This window comes from Nocardia sp. NPDC005745, from assembly GCF_040630775.1.
Classification (GTDB): domain Bacteria; phylum Actinomycetota; class Actinomycetes; order Mycobacteriales; family Mycobacteriaceae; genus Nocardia.
In genome coordinates this window covers 61,673-83,684 of record NZ_JBEXYF010000012.1, presented here as the reverse complement: position 1 = coordinate 83,684, position 22,012 = coordinate 61,673, and the positions used below count along the sequence as shown (strand labels likewise).

10 protein-coding genes (1 of these 10 only partly in view) are annotated in these 22,012 nt (G+C 69.0%); 7 read left to right on the top strand and 3 right to left on the bottom strand.

What is annotated here, in order from left to right:
* Positions 1–49: 49 nt before the first annotated feature.
* Complete coding sequence (locus ABZ420_RS15115; protein ID WP_357122245.1) at positions 50–652, top strand: TetR/AcrR family transcriptional regulator; 603 nt, start codon at positions 50–52, stop codon at positions 650–652.
* 288 nt (positions 653–940) lie between these two features.
* Here the strand turns inward: ABZ420_RS15115 and ABZ420_RS15110 are convergent, their stop codons facing one another.
* A complete protein-coding gene (locus ABZ420_RS15110) occupies positions 941–1,528 on the bottom strand; it encodes a hypothetical protein (RefSeq protein WP_357122242.1) in 588 nt (195 codons plus the stop codon).
* A gap of 823 nt (positions 1,529–2,351) precedes the next feature.
* Positions 2,352–3,668 (bottom strand): helix-turn-helix transcriptional regulator, encoded by a 1,317-nt coding sequence (locus tag ABZ420_RS15105; protein ID WP_357122239.1) that lies wholly within the window; start codon positions 3,666–3,668, stop codon positions 2,352–2,354.
* Between the two features lie 261 nt (positions 3,669–3,929).
* Here ABZ420_RS15105 and ABZ420_RS15100 point away from each other — a divergent pair, with 261 nt between their 5' ends.
* The 3 genes from ABZ420_RS15100 (at position 3,930) to ABZ420_RS15090 (ending at position 5,997) form a co-directional block, all read left to right on the top strand.
* Entirely contained in the window at positions 3,930–4,277 is a 348-nt protein-coding gene (locus tag ABZ420_RS15100) for a hypothetical protein (protein ID WP_357122236.1), read from the top strand.
* A gap of 380 nt (positions 4,278–4,657) precedes the next feature.
* On the top strand, positions 4,658–5,017 hold the full coding sequence (locus tag ABZ420_RS15095; protein WP_357122234.1) for a hypothetical protein: 360 nt from the start codon (positions 4,658–4,660) through the stop codon (positions 5,015–5,017).
* On the top strand, positions 5,014–5,997 hold the full coding sequence (locus ABZ420_RS15090) for a hypothetical protein (protein ID WP_357122231.1): 984 nt from the start codon (positions 5,014–5,016) through the stop codon (positions 5,995–5,997). The genes ABZ420_RS15095 and ABZ420_RS15090 overlap by 4 nt, the downstream gene beginning before the upstream one ends.
* A gap of 76 nt (positions 5,998–6,073) precedes the next feature.
* Here ABZ420_RS15090 and ABZ420_RS15085 read toward each other — a convergent pair whose 3' ends face one another.
* Positions 6,074–6,550: a hypothetical protein gene (locus ABZ420_RS15085; protein WP_357122228.1), complete on the bottom strand. Its 477-nt coding sequence runs from the start codon at positions 6,548–6,550 to the stop codon at positions 6,074–6,076.
* 415 nt (positions 6,551–6,965) lie between these two features.
* Between ABZ420_RS15085 and ABZ420_RS15080 the strand changes: the two genes are divergently transcribed.
* From ABZ420_RS15080 to ABZ420_RS15070, 3 genes are all read left to right on the top strand, one after another.
* Positions 6,966–7,391, top strand: coding sequence for a PPOX class F420-dependent oxidoreductase (locus ABZ420_RS15080; RefSeq protein ID WP_040870050.1), 426 nt, complete (start codon positions 6,966–6,968; stop codon positions 7,389–7,391).
* A 46-nt stretch (positions 7,392–7,437) separates the two neighbouring features.
* Positions 7,438–8,196 carry a precorrin-4 C(11)-methyltransferase gene (gene cobM, locus ABZ420_RS15075; protein WP_357122225.1) on the top strand — a complete coding sequence of 253 codons (759 nt, stop codon included), beginning with the start codon at positions 7,438–7,440 and terminating at the stop codon, positions 8,194–8,196.
* Positions 8,197–8,798: 602 nt separating this feature from the next.
* On the top strand, positions 8,799–22,012 hold the beginning of the coding sequence (locus tag ABZ420_RS15070) for a non-ribosomal peptide synthase/polyketide synthase (RefSeq protein ID WP_357122222.1). The gene runs 30,550 nt beyond the window's last position; 13,214 of the gene's 43,764 nt are visible here — the first part of the coding sequence; the start codon lies at positions 8,799–8,801; the stop codon falls past the right edge of the window.

Below are 22,012 nucleotides of genomic sequence, written 5' to 3'. Positions count from 1 at the left end.
TGCCCACTGAGCAATAATGCCGCTGGATAGACGCACGAAAGGAATGTGAGTGCCGACTGGGATGCACCTTCGCGACGCGCGGCAGCAACTGTTCGACGCCGCCGAGCGCGTGCTACTGCGCGACGGGCCGAACGGGCTGACCAGCCGGGCTGTCACCGACGAGGCGGGCTGCGCCAAAGGCGTTCTGCACCGGCACTTCACCGACTTCGACACATTCCTCACCGATCTTGTGCTCGATCGGGCCGCGCGGCTCGAAGCGCAGGCCGGTGCGCTACGCGCCTCCGCGGGCTCCGGCACGGTGGCCGCCAATCTGACCAGCGCTCTGACCATTCTGTTCGGCCCCGTTCCGCTGGCGATCATCCCGCTCATCACCTTCCGTGACGAACTGCGCGCCCGGCTGCGGCAAGCCAGGCCCGGCGGCGGCATGGCGATCCTCGCCGAGGCGACGACCGCGATCTCCACTTACCTGACCGACGAGCGCGAACGGGGCCGCATCGCAGCCGACGCGGACATCGACTCACTGACCCTCTCCCTGGTCGGTGGCGCCCACCTGTTGTTCACCGACCGCGAACCCGGCCCCCCGACTACATCGGCAGTCGAAAAGTTCGCCGCAGCAGTCATCTCCGACGCCGTGCAACGACGACCGGCCTGAGCCGACCCGCGTCGAGACAGCTGCCGATAAGCTCGCCGCGTTCACCTCGATTTCCGGTGCCGGGGTCGTCGGAGCCGAGAACCCGCTCAGAAAAGGACGACGGCATCAGCTTGGCCGGCGGCGTGAAGGATTCCGGCGGTCGGGGTCGCCGAGGCCATCCTGTACCCCGACACCCAGATGGGGCGCAAGATTCGGGCCAAGCAGGCCTAGCGCGTCCAAGCGCACCCAGACCGGCTGCGGCGGGTACGTTCACGAGACACCCTCGGCCGCGCGGCTTGCAAGAAGAAACTACGGCTGAGCTGGCCGGACTTCGCTTGCCTTGCGGTACTTTCCGTGTCCGCCTTCGCCGATGGACCATGTCACCGGCATGCCCGGGGTGATGAGTTGTTCGTCGCCTTTGTACTCCCACAGGCAGAACCACACGTCGCCGGAGTGGCTGGCAATGAGCCCGTCGGAATGGCGGGGCAGCCACCACCGGACGACACCGTCGAGGTCCGGATCGGGATCCTTCGCTGCCTCGACCTGCCCGAACGGTATCGAGCCGCCCTGTCCGCACCATCCGTCAAGGGTGGGCAGCAACGGCTGGTCCCCACCCGCAGGGTCGGCGGGCCAGATCTTCCCGCTGCGGGACAGGACGTCGTCGTGGATATGCCAGGCAAGCTCGCATGCCACACCGCTGGGCGTGAACTCGCCGGGGCTGGTGCCGACGAAGACGTTCAGTGCCGGGACGCTGAACTCGATCCACCAGGCCGGTGCAAAAGACATCCGGCGCCGATGCTCGGGGATCGTTTCATCGATGTGTACCTCGAAGCCGAGAGCCGACTCGATGTCGGCCGCCAGCAGGTCGGCGCCGGCTCTTGAAATCTCCTGATCCACGCCCTTATCTTCCCGCATAGGGGATGGTGCAACGGTTGATGGGGGTCACGTAGAGATTCTTGCCCGCGGCGTGTGAGGCGATCACCTGAATTTCGTCTCCTTCCTCGTAAACGTAACGTCCCCTCTGATACCGGGGGATCGTCATGTGGAAGTTGTCGTCTTTCATCTTCGAGTCCTGTTCGACGGGCTTGCCGTTGACCAGGATCTGGTAGTCGTATCTGCCGGGGATGTCGGAGATGTTGTTGAGGAACCTCGAAACGGTTCTGTCACAGGCTTAGACGGCAGCCCCCGCTGATCGGTTCCCGGTTTCGGAGAGATTTTCTCCGGCAATGCAGGCATCTGGATCGTCGCGCGTGACAACGTGACCCAGGAACTGGGTCGCACCGGCTCAAACCAACGCCACTCACGGCGTGAAACAGCGCCACTTTCCGCCGCGAGTCACATATTTGAGAGGTTTCCGCGTCTCGACCGGGTGTCTCGATACCAAGGTTCGAAGACCACCTCACCGGCCACAGTTGGACCTGACATCGGCGGTCGCGGAATCCGATCTCAAATGAGGTGTCGTAAAACGATCTTGGGCTCAAGGGGTGACTGCTGCAGAGTGTCTGCATTCGCGCAGCTTCCCGGCACCTGGGCACGTTCTCTGGCTTGTGGGCGTGCAACGACGACCGGCCTGAACCCGGCCCGCGTCGAGAACAGCTGCCGACGAGCTCGCCGCGCTCACCTCGATTTCAGGTGCTGGGTGGTCGGAGCCGAGAACCCGCTCAGAATCGGCACTGTGAGCTGCGGCGCTGGCCGAAACGGGCGGCGCGAGGCGTTCGGGTCATGCGATGCGGGTGAGGGTGTCGAATCGATGGCGGAAGTGTTCGGCGTCGTCGCTGCGTGTGTGGTTGGCGGCTGTGCGGACTGGGCGTAGTTCGGTCAGGAGGCGTGGTGAGTTGACCGGGCCTTCCAGGAGGGTGAGGGCGGTGTGGGCTTCGGTGATCGCGGAGGTGGTGTCGCCGAGGCCGGCGAGGGCGGCGGCGTAATAGGTGCGGTACGACGCTTCGTCGCGCGGGAAACAGCTCTCGTGGGCGACGCTGTCCCGACACAGCTCGGCCGCTCGCGCGTGGTGTCCGAGCATGCGGAGTCCGCGCGCCTCGTGGGCGCGCAGTTCGGCTTCGTTGACGTGCTCCAACCACGCCGGGTCGTCGGGGCTGTCGAGACCTCGGTCGGCTTCGCGCCAGACTCGCGCCATCGCGCGGTCGAATTCCCGTTCGTCACCGACGGCCGCGTACGCGGTTGCCTCCTCAGCGGCCTTCAGGGCGTTCATGCGAGCCGACGGTATGTTGCTGACGAGTTCGGTCGAGCGCCGGGCAAGGCGCACGGGCTCGGCGAACGAGGCTGGGGAGGAGGCGGCCAGATTCGCGAGGTCTCCGAGGGCGGCGGCCAACAAGGCGTTGTCGCCGCATTGTTCGGCCAGCAGAACCGATTCCGTCAGGTGCCGCCGAGCAATTCCCGGGTGATTACTGTCGCGAGCCAGCCAGGCAACGGTATTCGACAGCCACCCTGTGGCACTCAGCAATTCGGCACCTGTGCGGTGGCCGTACGACTTCGAGTCGAGTAACGGCCGCACGGAAGCGTATTGCCGCGATGCGTAGTCGAATGCTCCGCCGCCCCCGTGATGGTTGTCGTGCTCCCACAGCCGTTGCGTGAGCACACGGATATAAGTGACATGGCCGGTGCCGACTCGAATCGGTTCAGTCGCCCCGGTCGGCGGCATGGAGACGCCCGCCACCGCCGTAATCGTCGCTGCCAGGCCGAATTGTCTGCGGTCCACCTCATCGACTCCTTCGCCGCCCCTGTAGTCGATGGTCCCCGGATCGGGTGTCGCGAGCAAGAGCGGCAGCAGCGCGGAGCGGGGGATACCCAGTGCGTCGGCGGCGCGGACCAATTCGCGAATGTCGAAGATGGTTCCCACTTCGCCGCGTTCCACCCGGCCGGCGTGGGTGCGGTCCCAGTGCAGGAGGGCTCCGAAGTCGGCTTGGGATAGTCCCATTTCTTTGCGGACGAGGGCGAGGGCTTGTCCGGGCTGCCCTTCGGCGAGCAATTTGCGGAATCGCGGCGTTGTCCACACGCCGTCCATCTCGTGGTCGATCACTTTTCCGTCCCCCTGTTCCCGAAATCCGCTGTGATGAGCGAACTTTAAGCACGATTCCTAGGTGGGGAGGGGCAACGGCAGATATCGCACACTCGGCCTCGCGCGCTTGACAGCGTCGCGGTGCGCTTTCCGTTCCTCGAGGCTCTAGGGGCGCGCGCCGCCGGGGCGATGTCGTGTCGGAACGGCACTCCGGACGCGGTGAGCCGCGAACGGTGGCGAAAGCCCCCGGCGGCGGGCGCTCCCATCGAACGAGAGGTGAACATGAAGCCGAAAGTGGTCGGGTATCTGCGCCGCGACATCTCCGGGCGGCGCGCGCGCAGGCACGAAATGGAAATCCGGGCGCTGGCGAAGGCGTCGGGTTTCGATCTGGCGCGCACGCTGGTCGCCGGCCCGACCGCGCCCGCGTCGCTCGCGGCGCTGCTCACCGTGGTGCGTCGAGTCGGCGCGGTCGCGGTGCTCACTCCGGCGCTGAACCATGTGGAATTCCGTGCGGACGAGATCATGGCGGTGTGCGCGCTGATCACTCTCGAATCCCGGCACCTCCCGGCGCAGGGTCTCGGTCGGCGTCCGGCCGCGCCACCGCACCGTGGATTCCCGGGCCACGCGTGAGCGGAGGGGTCGACGCCATAGTCGCGACGAACTCCTCCGGCTCGGCAACCTGACTGCGCGCCGCGGGCTGCCTTGCTCGGCAGCATTGACGCACCGAAGATCGAATGACTGCTGGGCAATAGCGGGTCAGTAGCTTTGATGTCGCCGTGCTGTAGCTCGCTCATGTCGCACTCGACGACATGGCGCCCTCGCTGGAGTCGCTCATCACACCCGGGTGGAACCGGGGTGCATCTGGAAAGGGGGCGATCCACTCGCCGTGAATTCCTCCCCGTGCGGTAGTAGGTTGCTTCCATGAGACGTCAACTCCGCTCCCGAGGCGCCGCTCGGGTCGGAGGTTGTGCCGCTGCCGGGCGGCTTGTCGCAGGTGAAGATGAGGGTTCATGGCCGAGTGCACGCCGAGTTCGGTGGCGATCTACGACGTCGGTGATTCGCGACCACGCCGAGTAGCCGAATTCCGATTGGATACCGGTGGCGGCGTGACGCTCACCGTGACCGACCGCGACGGATGCTTGTTCGCCGAAAGGTTGTATGAGCGCGGTGTCAAGGTCTTCGACCCGCCCGCGCGGGTGATGCCGACCGAAGGCCCGCCTTTCCTGCGTGCGTTGCTCGAGGCGCCGCCGACGAGTTACTACCGCGTCGTAGACGAAAGCCCGGAGGACGCGGCGCGGCCTGGCCGCACACCGTGGTCCGCGAACCCGGCACCGGGTTCGGATGGCGCCTCGGCGCCGTCCGCGCGGTGAGAGACGTTGTCACCCCTCTACTTCGCAACATCACCCAACGCCTGACCAGAACCCTCGATCTGGGGGCGCGGACGGCAGCGGGAACCTATCGGCGCACAAGCAGCACGCTGGACCTCGGTGCTCGCGAGTTCCGGGATGCCGACGAGCGATCGTCGCATCTGCTGGAAGAAGCGCGCACCCGGACACAAGTGCACCCGGCGCAGGCGGCTCGGCAGCGAACGTGGGATTACCAGCCCGGTGCGGCCGAATCCGCTATGCGTGCCCGCAGGCTGACCACTGATGTCGGGTTCGACGACGAGATGAGTGCAGTCGTAGCGAAAAGCTCCACCACGGTACGGAGGATGCGTTCGGACGACGGCGAAGTGAACATCTACAAACCGATCCATGGTGAGCAGTACGACGCGGGATTGCCTTTCATTCATGCTCCCGGTGCGTTGACGAGTCGCGAGATCGCGGCATATCGAGTCGATGAACTACTCGGTTTCGGCAGGGTGCCACCGACCGCTCGGACGGACGGTGTGATCGGACCCGACGGCAGGGCCTCCGGGCCGGGCATGGTCCAGCAGTTCGTCGAGTCCAAGCCCGCGCGGGCGGTCGGCGACTACCCGAAAGTCCAGCAACAGCAGGTCGCGGTACTCGACTACGTGATCGGTGCGCTCGATCGCCATCCCGGCAACTATCGCACCGTCGAACGCGACGGGCAGCTCGAAGTGGTCGCGATCGATCACGGTCGATCGTTTCCCCTGTCTACTCGACCGCTGGAAATCAATATCGATTCCGACTTCGCCATGGCACAGAAGGGCGTGCGACTCGAGGGTGATGTGCTGCGCGGGGTTCAGGGCGTCGATATGGACCGCTTCCGGGCGGCGCTCGGCGACGCCGGTCTCCACGACAACGCCGTCAATGGCGCGGTGGCACGGCTGGAGAAGATACGAGAACTCGGCATGATCCCCGCCGATGCCAGGGTGCTGTCTCCCTGATCCGGGCACCGGCGGCGGAGTATCTCTCCGGAGCGCTCGGTCTCCTCGCCCATCCGGCGCGGGGACGCCGTACGGATCACCCGGCCTGTGGATGCGGACGCAAGTCGATCGTGTTGCTTGCCCGTGCCCACACCTCCTGCACGTCGAACTCGGGGGCCTGCCACGAGTCGGTTGCGACGCGGACCCGGCCGCGCCATTTCCGCATGATGTCGGTGTGCACCGGCCAGCGCACGAATCGACGCATGTCCTGCTCGGTTTTCCACACCGAGATCGAGCCGCCGCGCGCCTCCGACGGCCTACCCCACAGCCACAGGCCGACCGCGCCGTGCATCACGGGCCAGGTCCGGCCCAGCCGCATCCCGGTTTTGTAGATCTCCTGAACCTCCTCCTCGGAGGAGGCGAGGAAGTCGGTCACGCTGACGAACACCGGACCCGGAGTGTCGTGTCGCGGCCCGGCTTGCCAGGGCATCAGCACGGTCCCCGCGGAAAACGGCTGTTCGCCGGTGCCGCTGGACCGGTCGTCGGTTTGATGATCGGAAGAGTTAATAAGCATTTGCAGATGATATGCGGTTGCGTACGAAATTGCCAATGGGTTCGCCCCGATGGGCATCCGCGGTGGGAATGTCAGGTGCGGGGAGCCCGGTCGGTGCGCGAGTACCGCGTTCCGGTCGGAGCGGATTCGGTGGTGAGCCGTCCGTCGGCCATGCGATAGACCGCGCTCATCCGGGCGTGACACACGCTCAGAATGGAGTGGGATTGGGGGATTTGTGCGTGCTGGCCGAGCGTCAAAGTTTCGAGATGCGCTCGCGGATACCGGCTACCATTTGGACACTCGATGACGGACTACGCGCCTACAGCCCGCTGGACGGGACCGACTGACAGCGCGGCCTTGGGATGGCGCTGGGATGCGTGAGCGTTTCGGCGATTCGTCGCGTGCTCGGTAATCGGCCGCGACCTAGGGTGAGCGGATGGCCTCTCTCTCCGATCCCGCAGTGCGCGACTTCCTGTCCCATGGCACCCGTACCGGCAAGGTGGCGTTCGTGGCCGCCGACGGCAGTCCGATGGTGACGCCGGTGTGGTTCGTCATCGACGGGGACGAGCTGGTCTTCAACACCGGCAGGTCCACCGCGAAGGGCAAGGCGTTCGCCAGGGACGGGCGCGTCTCGGTGTGTGTGGACCTGGAGGAGCCGCCCTACGCGTCGGTCCAGTTGCGCGGCACGGTCACGCTCTCGGAAGACCCCGACGAACTGCTGCGCACCGCCACCGAGATCGGCGGCCGCTACATGGGGGCGGACCGCGCCGAGGAGTTCGGCAAGCGCAACGGCGTCCCCGGCGAACTCGTCGTCCGCCTGCGGCCCGACAAGGTGATCGCCCACTTCGACGCCACCGCCTGAGCGGCCGGACCCTGGGCGGTGTGCGGCGGTCAATACACTCGCGCGCATGACCGTGCACTTCATCGGGGCCGGGCCGGGCGCGGCCGATCTGCTGACGGTGCGCGCGGTCGAGTTGCTGCGCGCGTCGCCGGTGTGCCTGTACGCCGGGACCTATCTCGATCCCGGCGTGCTGGCGTACTGCGCGCCGGACGCCGAGCTGGTCGACACCCAGCACCTCGATCTCGACCAGATCATCGAGCGTCTGGTGCGCGCGGACCGTGCGGGTCAGGACGTGGCTCGTCTGTGCTCGGGTGACCCGTCGCTGTATTCGGCGCTGACCGAGCAGACCCGCAGGCTCGACGCGCACGGGGTGCCGTGGGATGTCACGCCGGGCGTGCCCGCCTATGCCGCCGCGGCGGCGGTGCTCGGCGCGGAGCTGACGGTGCCTGAACTGGTGCAGTCGGTGGTGCTGACCCGCACCCAGGCCCGCTCCACCGCGATGCCCGAGTCCGAAGCGCTGGCGAACTTCGCCGCGACCGGCGCCACGCTCGCGCTGCACTTGGCCATCACCCGCATCCGTCCGCTGGCCGTCGAACTGGCCGCCGACTACGGATCGGACTGCCCGGCCGCCGTCGTCTACCGCGCCAGCCAACCCGAGCAACTGGTATTGCGCGGCACCCTGGCCGACATCGCCGACCAGGTCGAGGCCGCCGGACTGCGGCAGGCAGCGGTGATCCTGGTGGGCCGCGCACTCACACCAACGGTCTCGTGCGCCGAATCCCACCTCTACGACCCGGCGCGGATCCGTGGTCCGCGGCGCGGATAGCCGACCGCAGCGAGAGCAATCAGGAAACCGGTCCTCGACGACTCCGATGACTATTGCGATGCCGTCCTGGATCTGCGTGCGTGGATGGGACCAGCCGGGTCCAGTGCAGTCACCGCCGTCTGACCACCGGGCCGACTCGCAGCATGCCGTCGGCAGTCGTGATCGCCGCGATGATCTTGGTCTCCCGGCGCTCCTTTCGGTGGCTGCGGTGCTCTGCCGCCACGGCGCGAAAGTGCCGGACTGGCGCATCGGTGACCCTCTGTGAGGACCGCGACATCCTTCTGGCAAACCCGTGCGGCGCGTTTGCCTGCGGTGATGTCCAACGGCTATCAGCGATGGTTGGTCGGGTGCCGGAGGCGACGGTAGATTGATCCGGTGATTCGCAAAGAAGGTCCCGGCGGAGCCGGTCGGTGGGTTCTGGGCACGGTCGAGCCCATGTAACGAGCCCGGCCCGTTGGACAGATAGTTCAAATGAACATTTTTTGCCTGATTTGATGTGAGAACTCAACCTGGAGACGCAGGCGCCACGCTCGGATAGGTGCGCGTCCCCTCCGGGTGTGGTCGGGGAGCGCTTGCGTGGTGTTCCGGAAGCGAGGTTACGGTTGGACCGGCTGGATTTCGGCGGAAACGGCGAAACTGGTGGCGAACGGGCACACGCTGGTTCCGGGGTAGAACCCGGCCTGTCCGGCGCCTTCCCGTTGTCACCTGCTCAGCTGGGCATCTGGTACGCGCAGCACGTGGACCCGCAGGTGCCGGTCAACATCGCGCAGTACGTCGACCTGCGCGGCGAGCTGGATGTCGAGCTGCTCAACCGGGCCAGCATCAATGCCTCGCATGAGCTCGGCTCCGGCTTCCTGCGCATCGTCGAGCGCGACGGCGAGCCGTTGCAGTTCGTCGACCACTCGATCGCCGATTACGACCGGGTCGAGTACGTCGACCTGCGCGACGAGGACGACCCGGAAGCCGCCGCGCTGGCCTGGATGCGCGCCGAGTACAGCCGCCCGCTGGACCTGACCACCGACCGTCTGATCAAGGCCGCCGCGCTGCGCCTGGCCGACGATCACTGGTACTGGTACTCCCGCTCGCACCACATCGCGCTAGACGGCTTCGGCGCCATGACGAACGTCAACCGGATCGCCGAGCTGTACACCGCCTACGCCACCGGCGCCGAACCCGCGCCGTCCAAGGCGACCGATCTGCCCACGCTCTACGAGCAGGAGATCGCCTACCGGGACAGCACCCGCTTCGCCTCCGACAAGGAGTACTGGGCCCAGCGCGTGGCCGGGCTGGAGGAAGGCACCAGCCTGACCGGCCGTTCCGCGCCGCCGGCCGCGATCAACGGGATCGCCAGCGCCGCGCTGTCGGACGAGCAGAACGTTCAGCTGGAAGCGGCGGTCGCGCGGCACGATTCGTCGCCCGCCGGCCTGCTGCTGGCCGGTTTCGCCGCGTACCTGGCGCAGTGGAACGGCGTCGAGGACGTCATCCTCAGCCTGCCGGTGACCGCGCGCACCACCGCCGCGATGCGCCGCTCCGGCGGTGTGTCGTCGAACATCGTGCCGCTGCGGCTGCACGTCGGCCACGGCACCACGGTGTCCGAGCTGCTCAAGCAGGTCCAGGTCGAGGTCTCCGGCGCGCTGCGCCACCAGCGCTACCGGCACGAGGACATCCGTCGCGACGCGGCCGGTGACGGCGTGGTGACCACCGAGTTCTTCGGGCCGTGGGTCAACATCATGCTGTTCCACGACGAGATCGCGCTCGGGTCGGTCGTGGGTCAGATGCACGTGCTGTCCACCGGCAGCATCGAGGATCTGGGCGTCAACTTCTACCAGTCGGTCGCGGGCACCCGCTCGCACATCGACTTCGAGACCAACCCCAACCTCTACACCGAGGACGAGGCGTGCCGTCACCACGGCCGCTTCCTCGAGTTCTTCGACCGCTTCCTCGCGGCGGGCGTGGACGAGCGGGTGTGGAGCCTGCCGGTCGCCACCGCGGGCGAACGCGAGCGGACGCTGCTGGAGTGGAACGACTCCGAGCAGGACGTCCCGGAGACCACGCTCGCGGCGCTGCTGGACGCGCAGATCCCGCTGACCCCGGACAACATCGCGCTCGACTTCGAGGGCGCGACGCTCACCTACGCGGAGTTCGACGCCCGGGTCAACCGGCTGGCCCGCTTCCTGATCGCCGACGGCGTCGGCCCGGAGTCGCTGGTCGCGCTGGGCATGCGCCGCTCGCTGGAGCTGGTGATCGGCATGCACGCGGTGCTGAAGGCCGGTGGCGCGTACGTGCCGATCGATCCGGATCACCCGGCCGAGCGCACCGCCTACATCCTCGACAGCGCCGCGCCGGTGTGCGTGCTGACGCACTCGGCCGACGAGCTGGAACTGCCCGAGTCGGTGCGCCGGGTGGAGATCGACACCCTGGACACCTCGGCGTACGCGCCGGACCCGGTCACCGACGCCGACCGGCTCGCGCCGCTGCGGCCGGACAACACCGCCTACGTCATCTACACCTCGGGTTCGACCGGTCGCCCCAAGGGCGTGGCGGTCACCCACCACGCGATCGTCAACCAGCAGCTGTGGATGCTCGACGAGTACCGGCTGACCGCGGCGGACGTGTACCTGCAGAAGACCGCTACCACGTTCGACGTATCGCTGTGGGGCTACTTCCTGCCGCTGCTGGTGGGCGCGAAGCTGGTCATCGCGTCGCCGGACGGGCATCGCGACCCGCTGTACGTGGCGGAGATGATCTCCCGGCACGGGGTCACCGTGACCGACTTCGTCCCGTCCATGCTCACCGTGTTCGTCGCGCACGCCACCCCGGCCCAATGCGCCACGCTGCGCGCGGTTTTCGTGATCGGCGAGGCGCTGCCGCCGGAGACCGCCGCGGGCTTCCGCGCGATCACCGACGCGGGCCTGCACAACCTGTACGGTCCCACCGAGGCCGCGGTCTCGGTGACCTACTGGGAGGCGACGGCCGCCGACACGGTGACCGTGCCGATCGGTATCCCGGAGTGGAACGTCCAGGTGTACGTGCTGGATTCGCGGCTGCGCCCGGCGGCGATCGGCGCGCCGGGTGAGCTGTACCTCGGCGGGCGCCAGCTCGCCCGCGGCTACCGCGGCCGTCCCGACCTGACGTCGGACCGCTTCGTCGCCAACCCGCTGGCGGGGGGCGGGTCCGGGGTCGAAGCCGGAGCGCGGATGTACCGCACCGGCGACCTGGTGCGCTGGAACGACGCGGGCACGCTGGAATACATCGGCCGCACCGACTTCCAGGTGAAGTTCCGCGGCCAGCGCATCGAGCTGGGCGAGATCGAGACCGATCTGCTCGCCCATCGCGCGGTCAGCCAGGCTGTGGTGCTGGTGGTGGACACCGCCACCGGTCAGCAGCTGGTGGCCTACGTCGTTCCCGCGCCCGGCCACACCGTGGAACCGGTGGAGCTGACCAGGTTCGCCGCCGAGAAGCTGCCCAGCTACATGGTGCCCGCGTCGATCATGGTGCTGGACGCCTTCCCGCTCAACACCAGCGGCAAGCTGGACCGCAAGGCCCTTCCGGAGCCGGTGTTCAGCGCCGACGCCGGTGATTTCCGTGCCCCGCGCACCCAGGCCGAGCAGATCGTGGCGGGCATCTTCGCCGACGTGCTCAGCCAGGAGCGCGTCGGCATCGACGACAACTTCTTCGAGCTGGGCGGCAACTCGCTGGTCGCCACCCAGGTGGTGGCGCGCATCGGCGCCGCGTTCGGCGCCCAGATCGGGGTGCGCGCGCTGTTCGAGAGCCCGACCGTCGCCGGTATCGCGGCGCGTGCGGAGAACGCCGCTCCCGTAGGCGAATCGCGTCCGCCGCTGGTGGCCCAGCAGCTCCCCGAGCGGGTGCCGCTGTCGCTGGCGCAGCAGCGCATGTGGTTCATCAACCAGTTCGACCCCACCGTGCCGACCTACAACCTGCCGTTCGTGGTGCGGTTGCGCGGCCAGGTGGACCTGGCGGCGTTGCAGTCGGCGCTGCTGGACGTGGTCGAGCGGCAGCAGTCGCTGCGCACGATCTTCCCCGAGTCCGGTGACGGCGGCTACCAGCAGGTGCTTCCGGTCGACCAGGTCGATCTCGGCATCGAGGTGCAGCCGATCGACGAGGCCGAATTGCACGGCGCGCTGGCCGAATTCGCCGCGCGCGGCTTCGACGTCTCGCGGGAACTGCCGATCCGGGTGCGGGTGTTCGCGGTCACCGGCGGGCGCGGAAACGGCGTCGCCGACTACGCGGTGGCGTTCGTCGTGCACCACATCGCCGCCGACGGCTTCTCCTTCGGCCCGCTGGCCCGCGACGTGGCCGCCGCCTACCTGTCCCGCACCGCGGGACAGGCGCCGAGCTGGGCGCCGCTGCCGGTGCAGTACCAGGACTTCAGCGTGTGGCAGCGCGAGTTGCTCGGCGCGGAGTCCGACCCCGCGTCCATGGCTGCGCGCGAGATCGCCTACTGGCGCAGGGCTCTCGCGGGCCTGCCGGATCAGCTCGACCTGCCCGCGGACCGCCCGCGCCCGCCGGTGCAGAGCTTCCACGGCAGCCGGGTGAGCTTCGACATCGACGTCGAGCTGCACCGGCGTCTGGTCGCGCTGGCCCGCGCCCAAGGCGTCAGCCTGTTCATGGTCATGCACGCCTCGCTGGCCGTGCTGCTGGCCCGGTTGTCCGGCACCAGCGACATCGCGATCGGCACCCCGGTCGCCGGACGTGGCGAGCAGGCCCTCGACGACCTGATCGGCATGTTCGTCAACACCCTCGTGCTGCGTTCGGAAGTCGACGGCAGCGAGCCGTTCGCCGAATTCCTCGGCCGCACCAGGGAAACCGACCTCGCCGCGTTCGCGTTCGCGGACGTGCCCTTCGAGCGCCTGGTCGAGGTGCTCAACCCGACCCGTTCGCAGGCGCGCCACCCGCTGTTCCAGGTGATGCTGTCGTTCCAGGAGATGTCGCACGCGACCCTGGAACTGCCCGGCCTCTCGGTCACCGCCGACGAGCTCGAGGTCGACATCGCCAAGTTCGACCTGCAGTGGACGGTCACCGAGGAGCGGGGCGCCGACGGCGAGCCCGCGGGCATGGGCGCGGTCATCTCCTTCGCCACCGACCTGTTCGACGCGCCGACCGTCGCCGAGTTCGGCCGCCGCTACCAGCGCGTGCTGGAAGCGGCCGTCGCCGCGCCGGGAACCGCTGTGCGCGACATCCAGATCCTCGACGACGCCGAGCGCGCCCGGGTGCTGACCGAGTGGAACCACACCGGTCACGACGTGCCCGCCACCACCGTGCTCGAGCTGTTCGAGGAGCAGGTGCGGGGCAGGCCCGACGACCCGGCCGTCGTGTTCGACGGCGGCTCGCGCGGCGCGGACGAATTCGGCCTGCCGATCGAGCTGACCTACGCCGAGTTCGCCACGCGGGTCAACCGCTTGGCGCGCAAGCTGATCGACGCGGGCGTCGGCCCGGAAACGCTGGTCGCCGTCGGTATCCGCCGGTCGGTGGACATGCTGGTGGCGATCTACGCCACGCTGACCGCGGGCGGCGGCTACGTGCCGATCGATCCCGATCACCCGGCCGAGCGCACCGAATACGTGCTCGAAAGCTCTTCGCCGGTGTGCGTGCTCACCACCACCGCCGACAACGTCAGCGCCGCGGGCATCCCGGCGCTGACGCTGGACACGCTGGACCTGAGCGAATTCGGCGACGGGCCTGTCACCGACGCCGAGCGCCGCGCGCCGCTGCGGGCCACCAACACCGCGTACGTGCTGTACACCTCCGGCTCCACCGGACGCCCCAAGGGTGTCGCGGTCAGTCACGCGTCGGTGGTCAACCAGATCGCCTGGATCACCGGCGAGTACCGGATCGGCCCCGCCGACGTGATCCTGCAGAAGACGCCGGTCACCTTCGACGTGTCGGTGTGGGAGCTGTTCGGCACGCTGGCCGTCGGCGCCCGCATGTTGATCGCCGCGCCCGATGGCCACCGCGACCCGATCTACCTCTCGGAGATCATCGGACGGCACCGGGTCACCATGACCTCGTTCGTGCCGTCCATGCTCTCGGTGTTCGCCGGGGCCGCGTCCACGGCCGAATGCGCTTCGCTGCGTGCGGTTCTCGTCGCCGGTGAGGCGCTGCCGCCCGCGACCGTCACCGCGTTCCGGCAGTTCTCCACCGCCTCGGTGCACAACCTGTACGGCCCCACCGAGTTCACCGTGCACGCCACCGCCTGGCACCTCAACGAGGTCGCGCCCACGTCGGTGCCGATCGGCCGCCCGGTGTGGAACGCGCAGACCTATGTGCTGGACGAGGGCCTCGCGCCCGTTCCGGTCGGTGTGCCCGGCGAGCTGTATCTCGGCGGCGTGCAGACCGCCCGCGGCTACCACGGCCGCCCCGACCTGTCCGCCGAACGCTTCGTCGCCGACCCGTTCGGCGCGCCCGGCTCCCGCCTGTACCGCACCGGCGACCTGGTGCGCTGGGTGCAGCCGCGCGATCCCGAGGTGGGCAGCGCGGGCGTGCTGGAGTACATCGGCCGCACCGACTTCCAGGTGAAATTCCGCGGCCAGCGCATCGAGCTCGGCGAGATCGAGACAGCGCTGCTGGACCATCCGGCCGTCAACCAGGCCGTCGTGCTGGTGATGGAGACCGTCGCGGGCGACCAGCTGGTCGCCTATGTGGTCAGCACCGGTGGCCCGGTCGACATCGACAACATCAAGAACGCCCTGCACCGCACGCTGCCCGCGTACATGGTGCCCTCGGCGATCGTGGTGCTCGAGGCGTTCCCGCTGAACGCCTCCGGCAAGCTGGACCGCAAGGCGCTGCCCGCCCCGGTGTTCGAGGTGCGCGAATTCCGCGCTCCGACCACGCCGATCGAGGAGATCGTCGCGCAGATCTTCGGTGAGGTGCTCGGCATCTCCCGCGTCGGCGTGGACGACGACTTCTTCGAGCTCGGCGGCAACTCGCTGATCGCCACCCAGGTCGCCTCCCGCCTCGGCATCGCGCTGGACACCAGGGTGCCCGTGCGCATGCTGTTCGAGGCGTCCACCGTCGCGGCGCTGGCCGCGCGGGTGGAGTCGCACGCCGGTGACGGCGCGCGCAAGGCGCTGGTCGCCAGGAACCGTCCGGAGCAGGTGCCGTTGTCGCTGGCACAGCAGCGCATGTGGTTCCTGAACCGGTTCGACACCTCCTCGGCGGTCAACAACATCCCGGTCGCAATCCGGCTGTCCGGTGATCTGGACATCGCCGCGTTGCAGGTGGCGGTCATCGACGTGATCGACCGGCACGAGTCGCTGCGAACGGTGTTCCCGGAGACGAAGTCCGGCCCGGTGCAGGTGGTGCTGGACGCCGCGCAGATCGTGCCGGACCTGACCCCGGTGCCGGTGACCGAGCACAATCTGATCGATCACCTGGTCGAGCTGGCCTCGATGGCGTTCGACGTGACCAACGAAGTGCCGTTGCACGCCCGGCTGTTCGAGATCAGCGAGACCGAGTACGTGCTCGGCATGGTGGTGCACCACATCTCGGCCGACGGCTGGTCGATGGGCCCGCTGGCCCGCGACGTCATGGTGGCCTACGCCGCCCGCACGTCGTGGGAGGCGCCGGCTTGGTCGGCGCTGCCGGTGCAGTACGCCGACTACGCGCTGTGGCAGCGCGAGGTGCTCGGTTCCGAGGACGACCCGAGTTCGCTGATCTCCAACCAGATCCGCTACTGGACGCGTGAACTGGCCGATTTGCCCGACGAATTGACGCTGCCTTCGGACCGGCCGCGCCCGGCCGTCGCCTCCTACCGCGGCGGCACCTACCCGTTCGTGATCTCCGGCGAGACCCAGCGCGCCCTGATCGAGCTGGGCCGCAGGCACAACGCGTCGTTGTTCATGGTGCTGCACAGCGCGCTTGCGGTGCTGCTGGCCCGGGCCAGCGGCACCGGCGACATCGCGATCGGCACCCCGGTCGCCGGTCGCGGCGAGGCCGCGCTGGACGACCTGATCGGCATGTTCGTCAACACCCTCGTGCTGCGCACCGAGGTGGACGGCGCGACGAGCTTCGCCGATCTGCTCGCCCACGCCCGCGAGACCGACCTGCATGCGTTCGCGCACGCCGACGTGCCGTTCGAGCGGCTGGTCGAGGTGCTCAACCCGGCCCGTTCGCAGGCGCGTCACCCGCTGTTCCAGGTGATGCTGACCTTCCAGAACACCCGGCAGGCCAATCTGGAGCTGCCCGGTCTCTCGGTCAACGGCATCGACTACGACGCTCGGCTGGCCAAGTTCGACCTGCAGCTGACCCTCTCGGAGACCCAGGACGAACAGGGCGACTCGGCAGGCATGTCGGCCGAGTTCTCCTACGCGCTCGACCTTTTCGACGAGCCGACTGTCGCGGCGTTCGCCCGCCGCCTGGACCGCATCCTCGCGGCAGTGACCGCCGACCCGGACGTGCCGATCGGCGACATCGATCTGCTCGCGTCCGAGGAACGCGCGCGGGTGCTGGTCGACTGGAACGACACCGGGCACCCGGTGGACCAGCACGCGACGCTGGTCTCGCTGTTCGACGCGCAGGCGGCGGCAACGCCCGACGCGATCGCGCTGGACTTCGAAGGCGAGCGGCTGACCTACCGCCAGTTCCAGGAACGGGCCAACCGCATCGCCCGGCAGCTGATCGGCGCGGGCGTCGGCCCGGAATCGCTGGTGGCGCTGGCACTGCGGCGTTCCACCGAACTGGTCGTCGCGATGTACGCGGTGGTGCAGACCGGTGCGGCCTACCTGCCGCTGGACCCGGATCAGCCCGCCGACCGGGTCAACTACATCATCGAGACCGCGCGTCCGCGGATGATCCTCTACCGCTCGGCGGACGGCTTCGGCCTGGACCCGCAGCCGGAGGTCACCGCGCTGTCGGTGGAGGGCATCGAGGGCGTGCCCGGTTTCGCCGCGACCAGCGGCGCGCCGATCACCGACGCCGAACGCACCCGCCCGCTGCGGCCGGAGAACACCGCGTACGTGATCTTCACCTCCGGTTCCACCGGTCGCCCGAAGGGTGTGGCGGTCAGCCATGCCGCGATCGTCAACCGGCTGCTGTGGATGCAGCACGAGTACCCGATCGGCCGCGAGGACGCGGTGCTGCAGAAGACGCCCGCCACCTTCGACGTGTCGGTGTGGGAGTTCTTCTGGCCGTTGCAGACCGGGGCCAGGCTGGTCGTCGCGAAGCCGGACGGGCATCGCGACCCGGTGTACCTGTCCCGGATCATCGCCGACGAGCAGATCACCACGGCGCATTTCGTGCCGTCGATGCTCTCGGTCTTCGTCTCCACGCTGGGCAACGAGAACGGCGACGGGCTGCCCGTGCCGCGGCTGCGGCAGGTCTTCGCCTCCGGTGAGGCGCTGCCCGCGCAGACCGCGCAGCGTTTGCGCGAGCTCACCGGCGCCCGGCTGCACAACCTGTACGGCCCGACCGAGGCCGCCGTCGACGTGACGTACCACGAGGCGACCGAAGCCGACACGGTGTCGGTGCCGATCGGACGCCCGGTGTGGAACACCCGCGCCTTCGTGCTCGACAGCCGCCTGCACCCGGTCGCGCCGGGTGTCGCGGGTGAGCTGTATCTCGCGGGTGAGCAGCTGGCGCTCGGCTACCTGGGTCGCTCCGACCTGACCGCCGACCGGTTCGTGGCCAACCCCTACGGCGCCCCCGGCGACCGGATGTACCGCACCGGCGACCTGGTGGCCTGGACGGACAAGGGTGAGCTGGATTACCTGGGCCGCACCGACTTCCAGGTGAAGCTGCGCGGCCTGCGCATCGAGCTGGGCGAGATCGAGGCCGCGCTGCTGGCGCAGCCCGGGATCGCGCAGTCGGTGGTCGTGCTGCGCTCCGACGCGCACGCCGGCGATCAGCTGGTCGGCTACCTGGTTTGCGAACCGTATGTGGCCGTCGACATCGACGAGGTGAAGGCCGCGCTCGCCACGGCACTGCCGGGCTACATGATCCCGGCCGCGCTGGTCGTGCTGGACGCCTTCCCGGTCAACGCCTCCGGCAAGCTGGATCGCAGGGCGCTGCCCGCCCCGGTGTTCGAGGCCAGGATCTTCCGCGCGCCGTCGACGCCGATCGAGGAGATCGTCGCGGAGATCTTCGCCGACCTGCTCGGCGTGCCGCGCGTCGGCGTGGACGACGACTTCTTCGAACTCGGCGGCAACTCGCTGGTGGCCACCCAGGTGGTCGCCCGCCTCAGCGCGGCGCTGAACACCGAGGTCGGCGTGCGCGTGCTGTTCGAGGCCCCGACCGTGGCCACGCTGGCCGCCCGGGTCGAGTCGCACGCCGGAACCGGTGCGCGCCAGGCGCTCACGGCACAGGTGCGTCCCGAGCACCCGCCGCTGTCGCTCGCGCAGCAGCGCATGTGGTTCCTCAACCGCTTCGACGCCGACTCCGCCGCGAACAACATCCCGGCCGCGGTGCGGCTGGAAGGCGCGCTGGATCTGGACGCGCTGCGCGGCGCGATCGCCGACGTGGTGGCGCGGCACGAATCGCTGCGCACGATCTATCCGTCGCGTGACGGCGTGGCCTACCAGCGGGTGCTGAACGCCGCCAGGGCCATCCCCGAGCTGGACGTGGTCGAGGTGGCCGAGGGGCAGTTGCTCGGCGTGCTCTACGAATTCGTCGAGCGCGGCTTCGACGTGACCAGCCAGGCGCCGGTGCGCCTGCGCGCCTACCGGCTCGGTCCGGACGACTACGTCCTGGTCGTCGTGGTGCACCACATCGCGGCCGACGGCTTCTCCATGCGGCCGCTGGTGCGCGACCTGATGACCGCCTACGTGGCGCGTACCTCCGCGGCCCAGCCGGGCTGGCCGCCGCTGGCGGTCCAGTACGTGGACTTCGCGTTGTGGCAGCGCGACACGCTGGGCTCCGAGGACGACCCGACGTCGCTGATCTCCGAGCAGCTCGACTACTGGCGCGATGCGCTGGCCGGTCTGCCCGACGAACTGCGCCTGGCCGGTCGTCCGCGGCCCGCCGTCGCCTCCTACGGCGCGGGCACCTACCGGTTCCGCGTGCCGGGCGATCTCATCGAGGACCTGAACCGGGTCGCGCAGACGCACGGCGGCACGCTGTTCATGGTGGTGCACAGCGCCTTCGCAGCGTTGCTCGCACGGTTGAGCGGCTCCGACGACATCGCCGTCGGCATCCCGGTCGCCGGTCGCGGTGAGCAGGCGCTCGACGATCTGGTCGGCATGTTCGTCAACACCCTCGTGCTGCGCGCTCAGGTGGACACCGCCGAGTCGTTCGCCGACCTGCTCGCCCGCGTCCGCGAGCGCGACCTGCAGGCGTTCGCGCACGCCGACGTGCCGTTCGAGCGGCTGGTCGAGGTGCTCAACCCGGCCCGCTCGCAGGCGCGCCACCCGCTGTTCCAGGTGATGCTGTCGTTCCAGAACCTCGGCCGCACCGCGCTGGAGCTGCCCGGGCTCACCGTCTCCGAGCTGGGCATCGACCAGCCGACGGCGAAGTTCGACCTCCAGCTCACGCTGAGCGAGGTCCCCGGCGGCGAGGCGGCGATGGACGCCGAACTCGTCTACGCCACCGATCTGTTCGACGGCGTGTTCGCCGGTGCCTTCGCCGAGCGTTTCGTGCGGGTGCTGCGCGGGGTCGCGGCCGAGCCGTCGGTCACCGTCGGCGACATCGATCTGCTGGACGACGCCGAGCGGTCCTTGGTGATCGAGCGGTGGAACGCCACCGAGTTCCCGGTCGACGCCGCGCTCACCTCGCCGGTCGGCGACGCCGCCGCGACGCTGGTCTCGCTGTTCGAGGCGCAGGTCGCGCGCACCCCGGACAGTCCTGCGGTCACGTTCGAGGGGACGAGTCTGTCCTACGCCGAGTTCGCCCGCCGGGTGCACCGGTTGGCGCGCTGGCTCAAGGTCAACGGCGTCGGGCCGGAATCGTATGTGGCCCTCGGCATGCGCCGCTCGATCGACCTGGTGGTCGGCATGTACGCGGTGAACGCCGCGGGCGGCGCGTACGTGCCGCTGGATCCGGACCATCCGGCCGAGCGCATCGACTACATCCTCGAGACCGCGCGCCCGGTGTGCGTGCTGACCTCCGGCTCCGACCTGGAGACCACCGTCTCCAGGCAGGTGCGCATCGATCAGCTCGACCTGTCGGAATTCGCCGACGGCCCGCTGACCGACGCCGACCGGCACAAGCCGCTGCGTCCGGCCAACACCGCGTACGTGATCTTCACCTCCGGCTCGACCGGCCGCCCGAAGGGTGTGGCGGTCTCGCACGCCGCGATCGTCAACCGCCTGGTGTGGATGCACGCCGAGTACGGGTTGGCGGCCTACGACGTGGTGTTACAGAAGACGCCCGCGACCTTCGACGTGTCGGTGTGGGAGTTCTTCTGGCCGTTGCAGGTCGGCGCCCGGTTGGTGGTGGCGAAGCCGGACGGCCATCGCGATCCCGCGTACCTGGCGCGGCTGATCGTCGACGAGCAGGTCACCACGGTGCACTTCGTGCCGTCGATGCTGTCGGTGTTCGTGGCCGAGGAACGCGCGGCCGAATGTGTCAGCCTGCGTAACGTCTTCGCCTCCGGTGAGGCGCTGCCCGCGGTGACCGCGCAGAGGTTGCGCGAGCTGACCGGCGCGCGGTTGCACAACCTGTACGGCCCGACCGAGGCCGCGGTCGATGTCACCTTCCACGAGGTGACCGAGGACGACACGGTGTCGGTGCCGATCGGCGCCCCGGTGTTCAACACCCAGGTGTACGTGCTGGATTCGCGGCTGCGTCCGGTCCCGGTCGGTGTCCCCGGTGAGCTGTACCTCGCGGGCGCGCAGCTGGCGCACGGCTATGTCGGCCGTCCCGACCTGACCACCGAGCGTTTCGTGGCCAACCCGTTCGGCTACGCCGAGCGGATGTACCGCACCGGCGACCTGGTGGCCTGGACCGAAGACGGTGAGCTGGAGTACTTGGGCCGCACCGACTTCCAGGTGAAGGTGCGCGGTCTGCGCATCGAGCTGGGCGAGATCGAGTCGGCGCTCACGGCGCTGGAGTCGGTGGCGCAGGCGGTGGTCGTGGTGCGCACCGATGAGCGGACCGGTGACCAGCTGGTCGCGTACCTGGTGACCGACCCGGACCGGGTGGTTGACGTCGAGTCGGTCAAGGCCGAACTCGGCACGCGGCTGCCCGGGTACATGGTGCCCGCGGCCTACGTGGTGCTCGACGAGTTCCCGCTGAACGCCTCCGGCAAGCTGGACCGCAAGGCGCTGCCGGATCCGGTCTTCGAGGCCAAGGTGTTCCGCGCGCCCGCCACGCCGGTGCAGGAGATCGTGGCCGAGACCTTCGCCGAGGTACTCGGCGTGGAGCGGGTCGGCCTGGACGACGACTTCTTCGAGCTTGGCGGCAACTCGCTGGTCGCCACGCAGGTGGCGGCGCGGCTCGGCGAGGCGCTGAACACCCGGGTTCCGGTGCGCGCGCTGTTCGAGGTGTCGACCGTGGTCGCGCTGGCGGCGAAGGTGGAATCGGCCGCCGGAGAGGGCGGCCGGACGCCGCTGGCCGCGCGGGAGCGCCCCGAGCTGGTGCCGCTCTCGCTCGCCCAGCAGCGGATGTGGTTCCTCAACCGGTTCGACAACCGCACCGCGGTGAACAACATCCCGGTCACGCTGCGGCTGACCGGTGAGCTGGACATCGCCGCGCTCGGCGCGGCCATCGGCGACGTGCTCGCGCGGCACGAGGCGCTGCGGACGATCTACCCCGAGGTGGAGGGCACCGGCTACCAGCGGGTCCTGCCGGTGAGCGAGGTCGCCTTCGACCTGGTCGCCGAACCCGTCGGGGCGGACGAGCTGCCCGCGCGGATCGTCGAGCTGGC

Coding starts and splice junctions, on each gene's coding strand:
- ABZ420_RS15100 (WP_357122236.1), top strand. CDS start 3,930: ATGAAGCCGAAAGTGGTCGGGTATCTGCGCCGCGACATCTCCGGGCGG.
- ABZ420_RS15095 (WP_357122234.1), top strand. CDS start 4,658: ATGGCCGAGTGCACGCCGAGTTCGGTGGCGATCTACGACGTCGGTGAT.
- ABZ420_RS15085 (WP_357122228.1), bottom strand. CDS start 6,550: ATGCTTATTAACTCTTCCGATCATCAAACCGACGACCGGTCCAGCGGC.
- ABZ420_RS15080 (WP_040870050.1), top strand. CDS start 6,966: ATGGCCTCTCTCTCCGATCCCGCAGTGCGCGACTTCCTGTCCCATGGC.
- cobM (WP_357122225.1), top strand. CDS start 7,438: ATGACCGTGCACTTCATCGGGGCCGGGCCGGGCGCGGCCGATCTGCTG.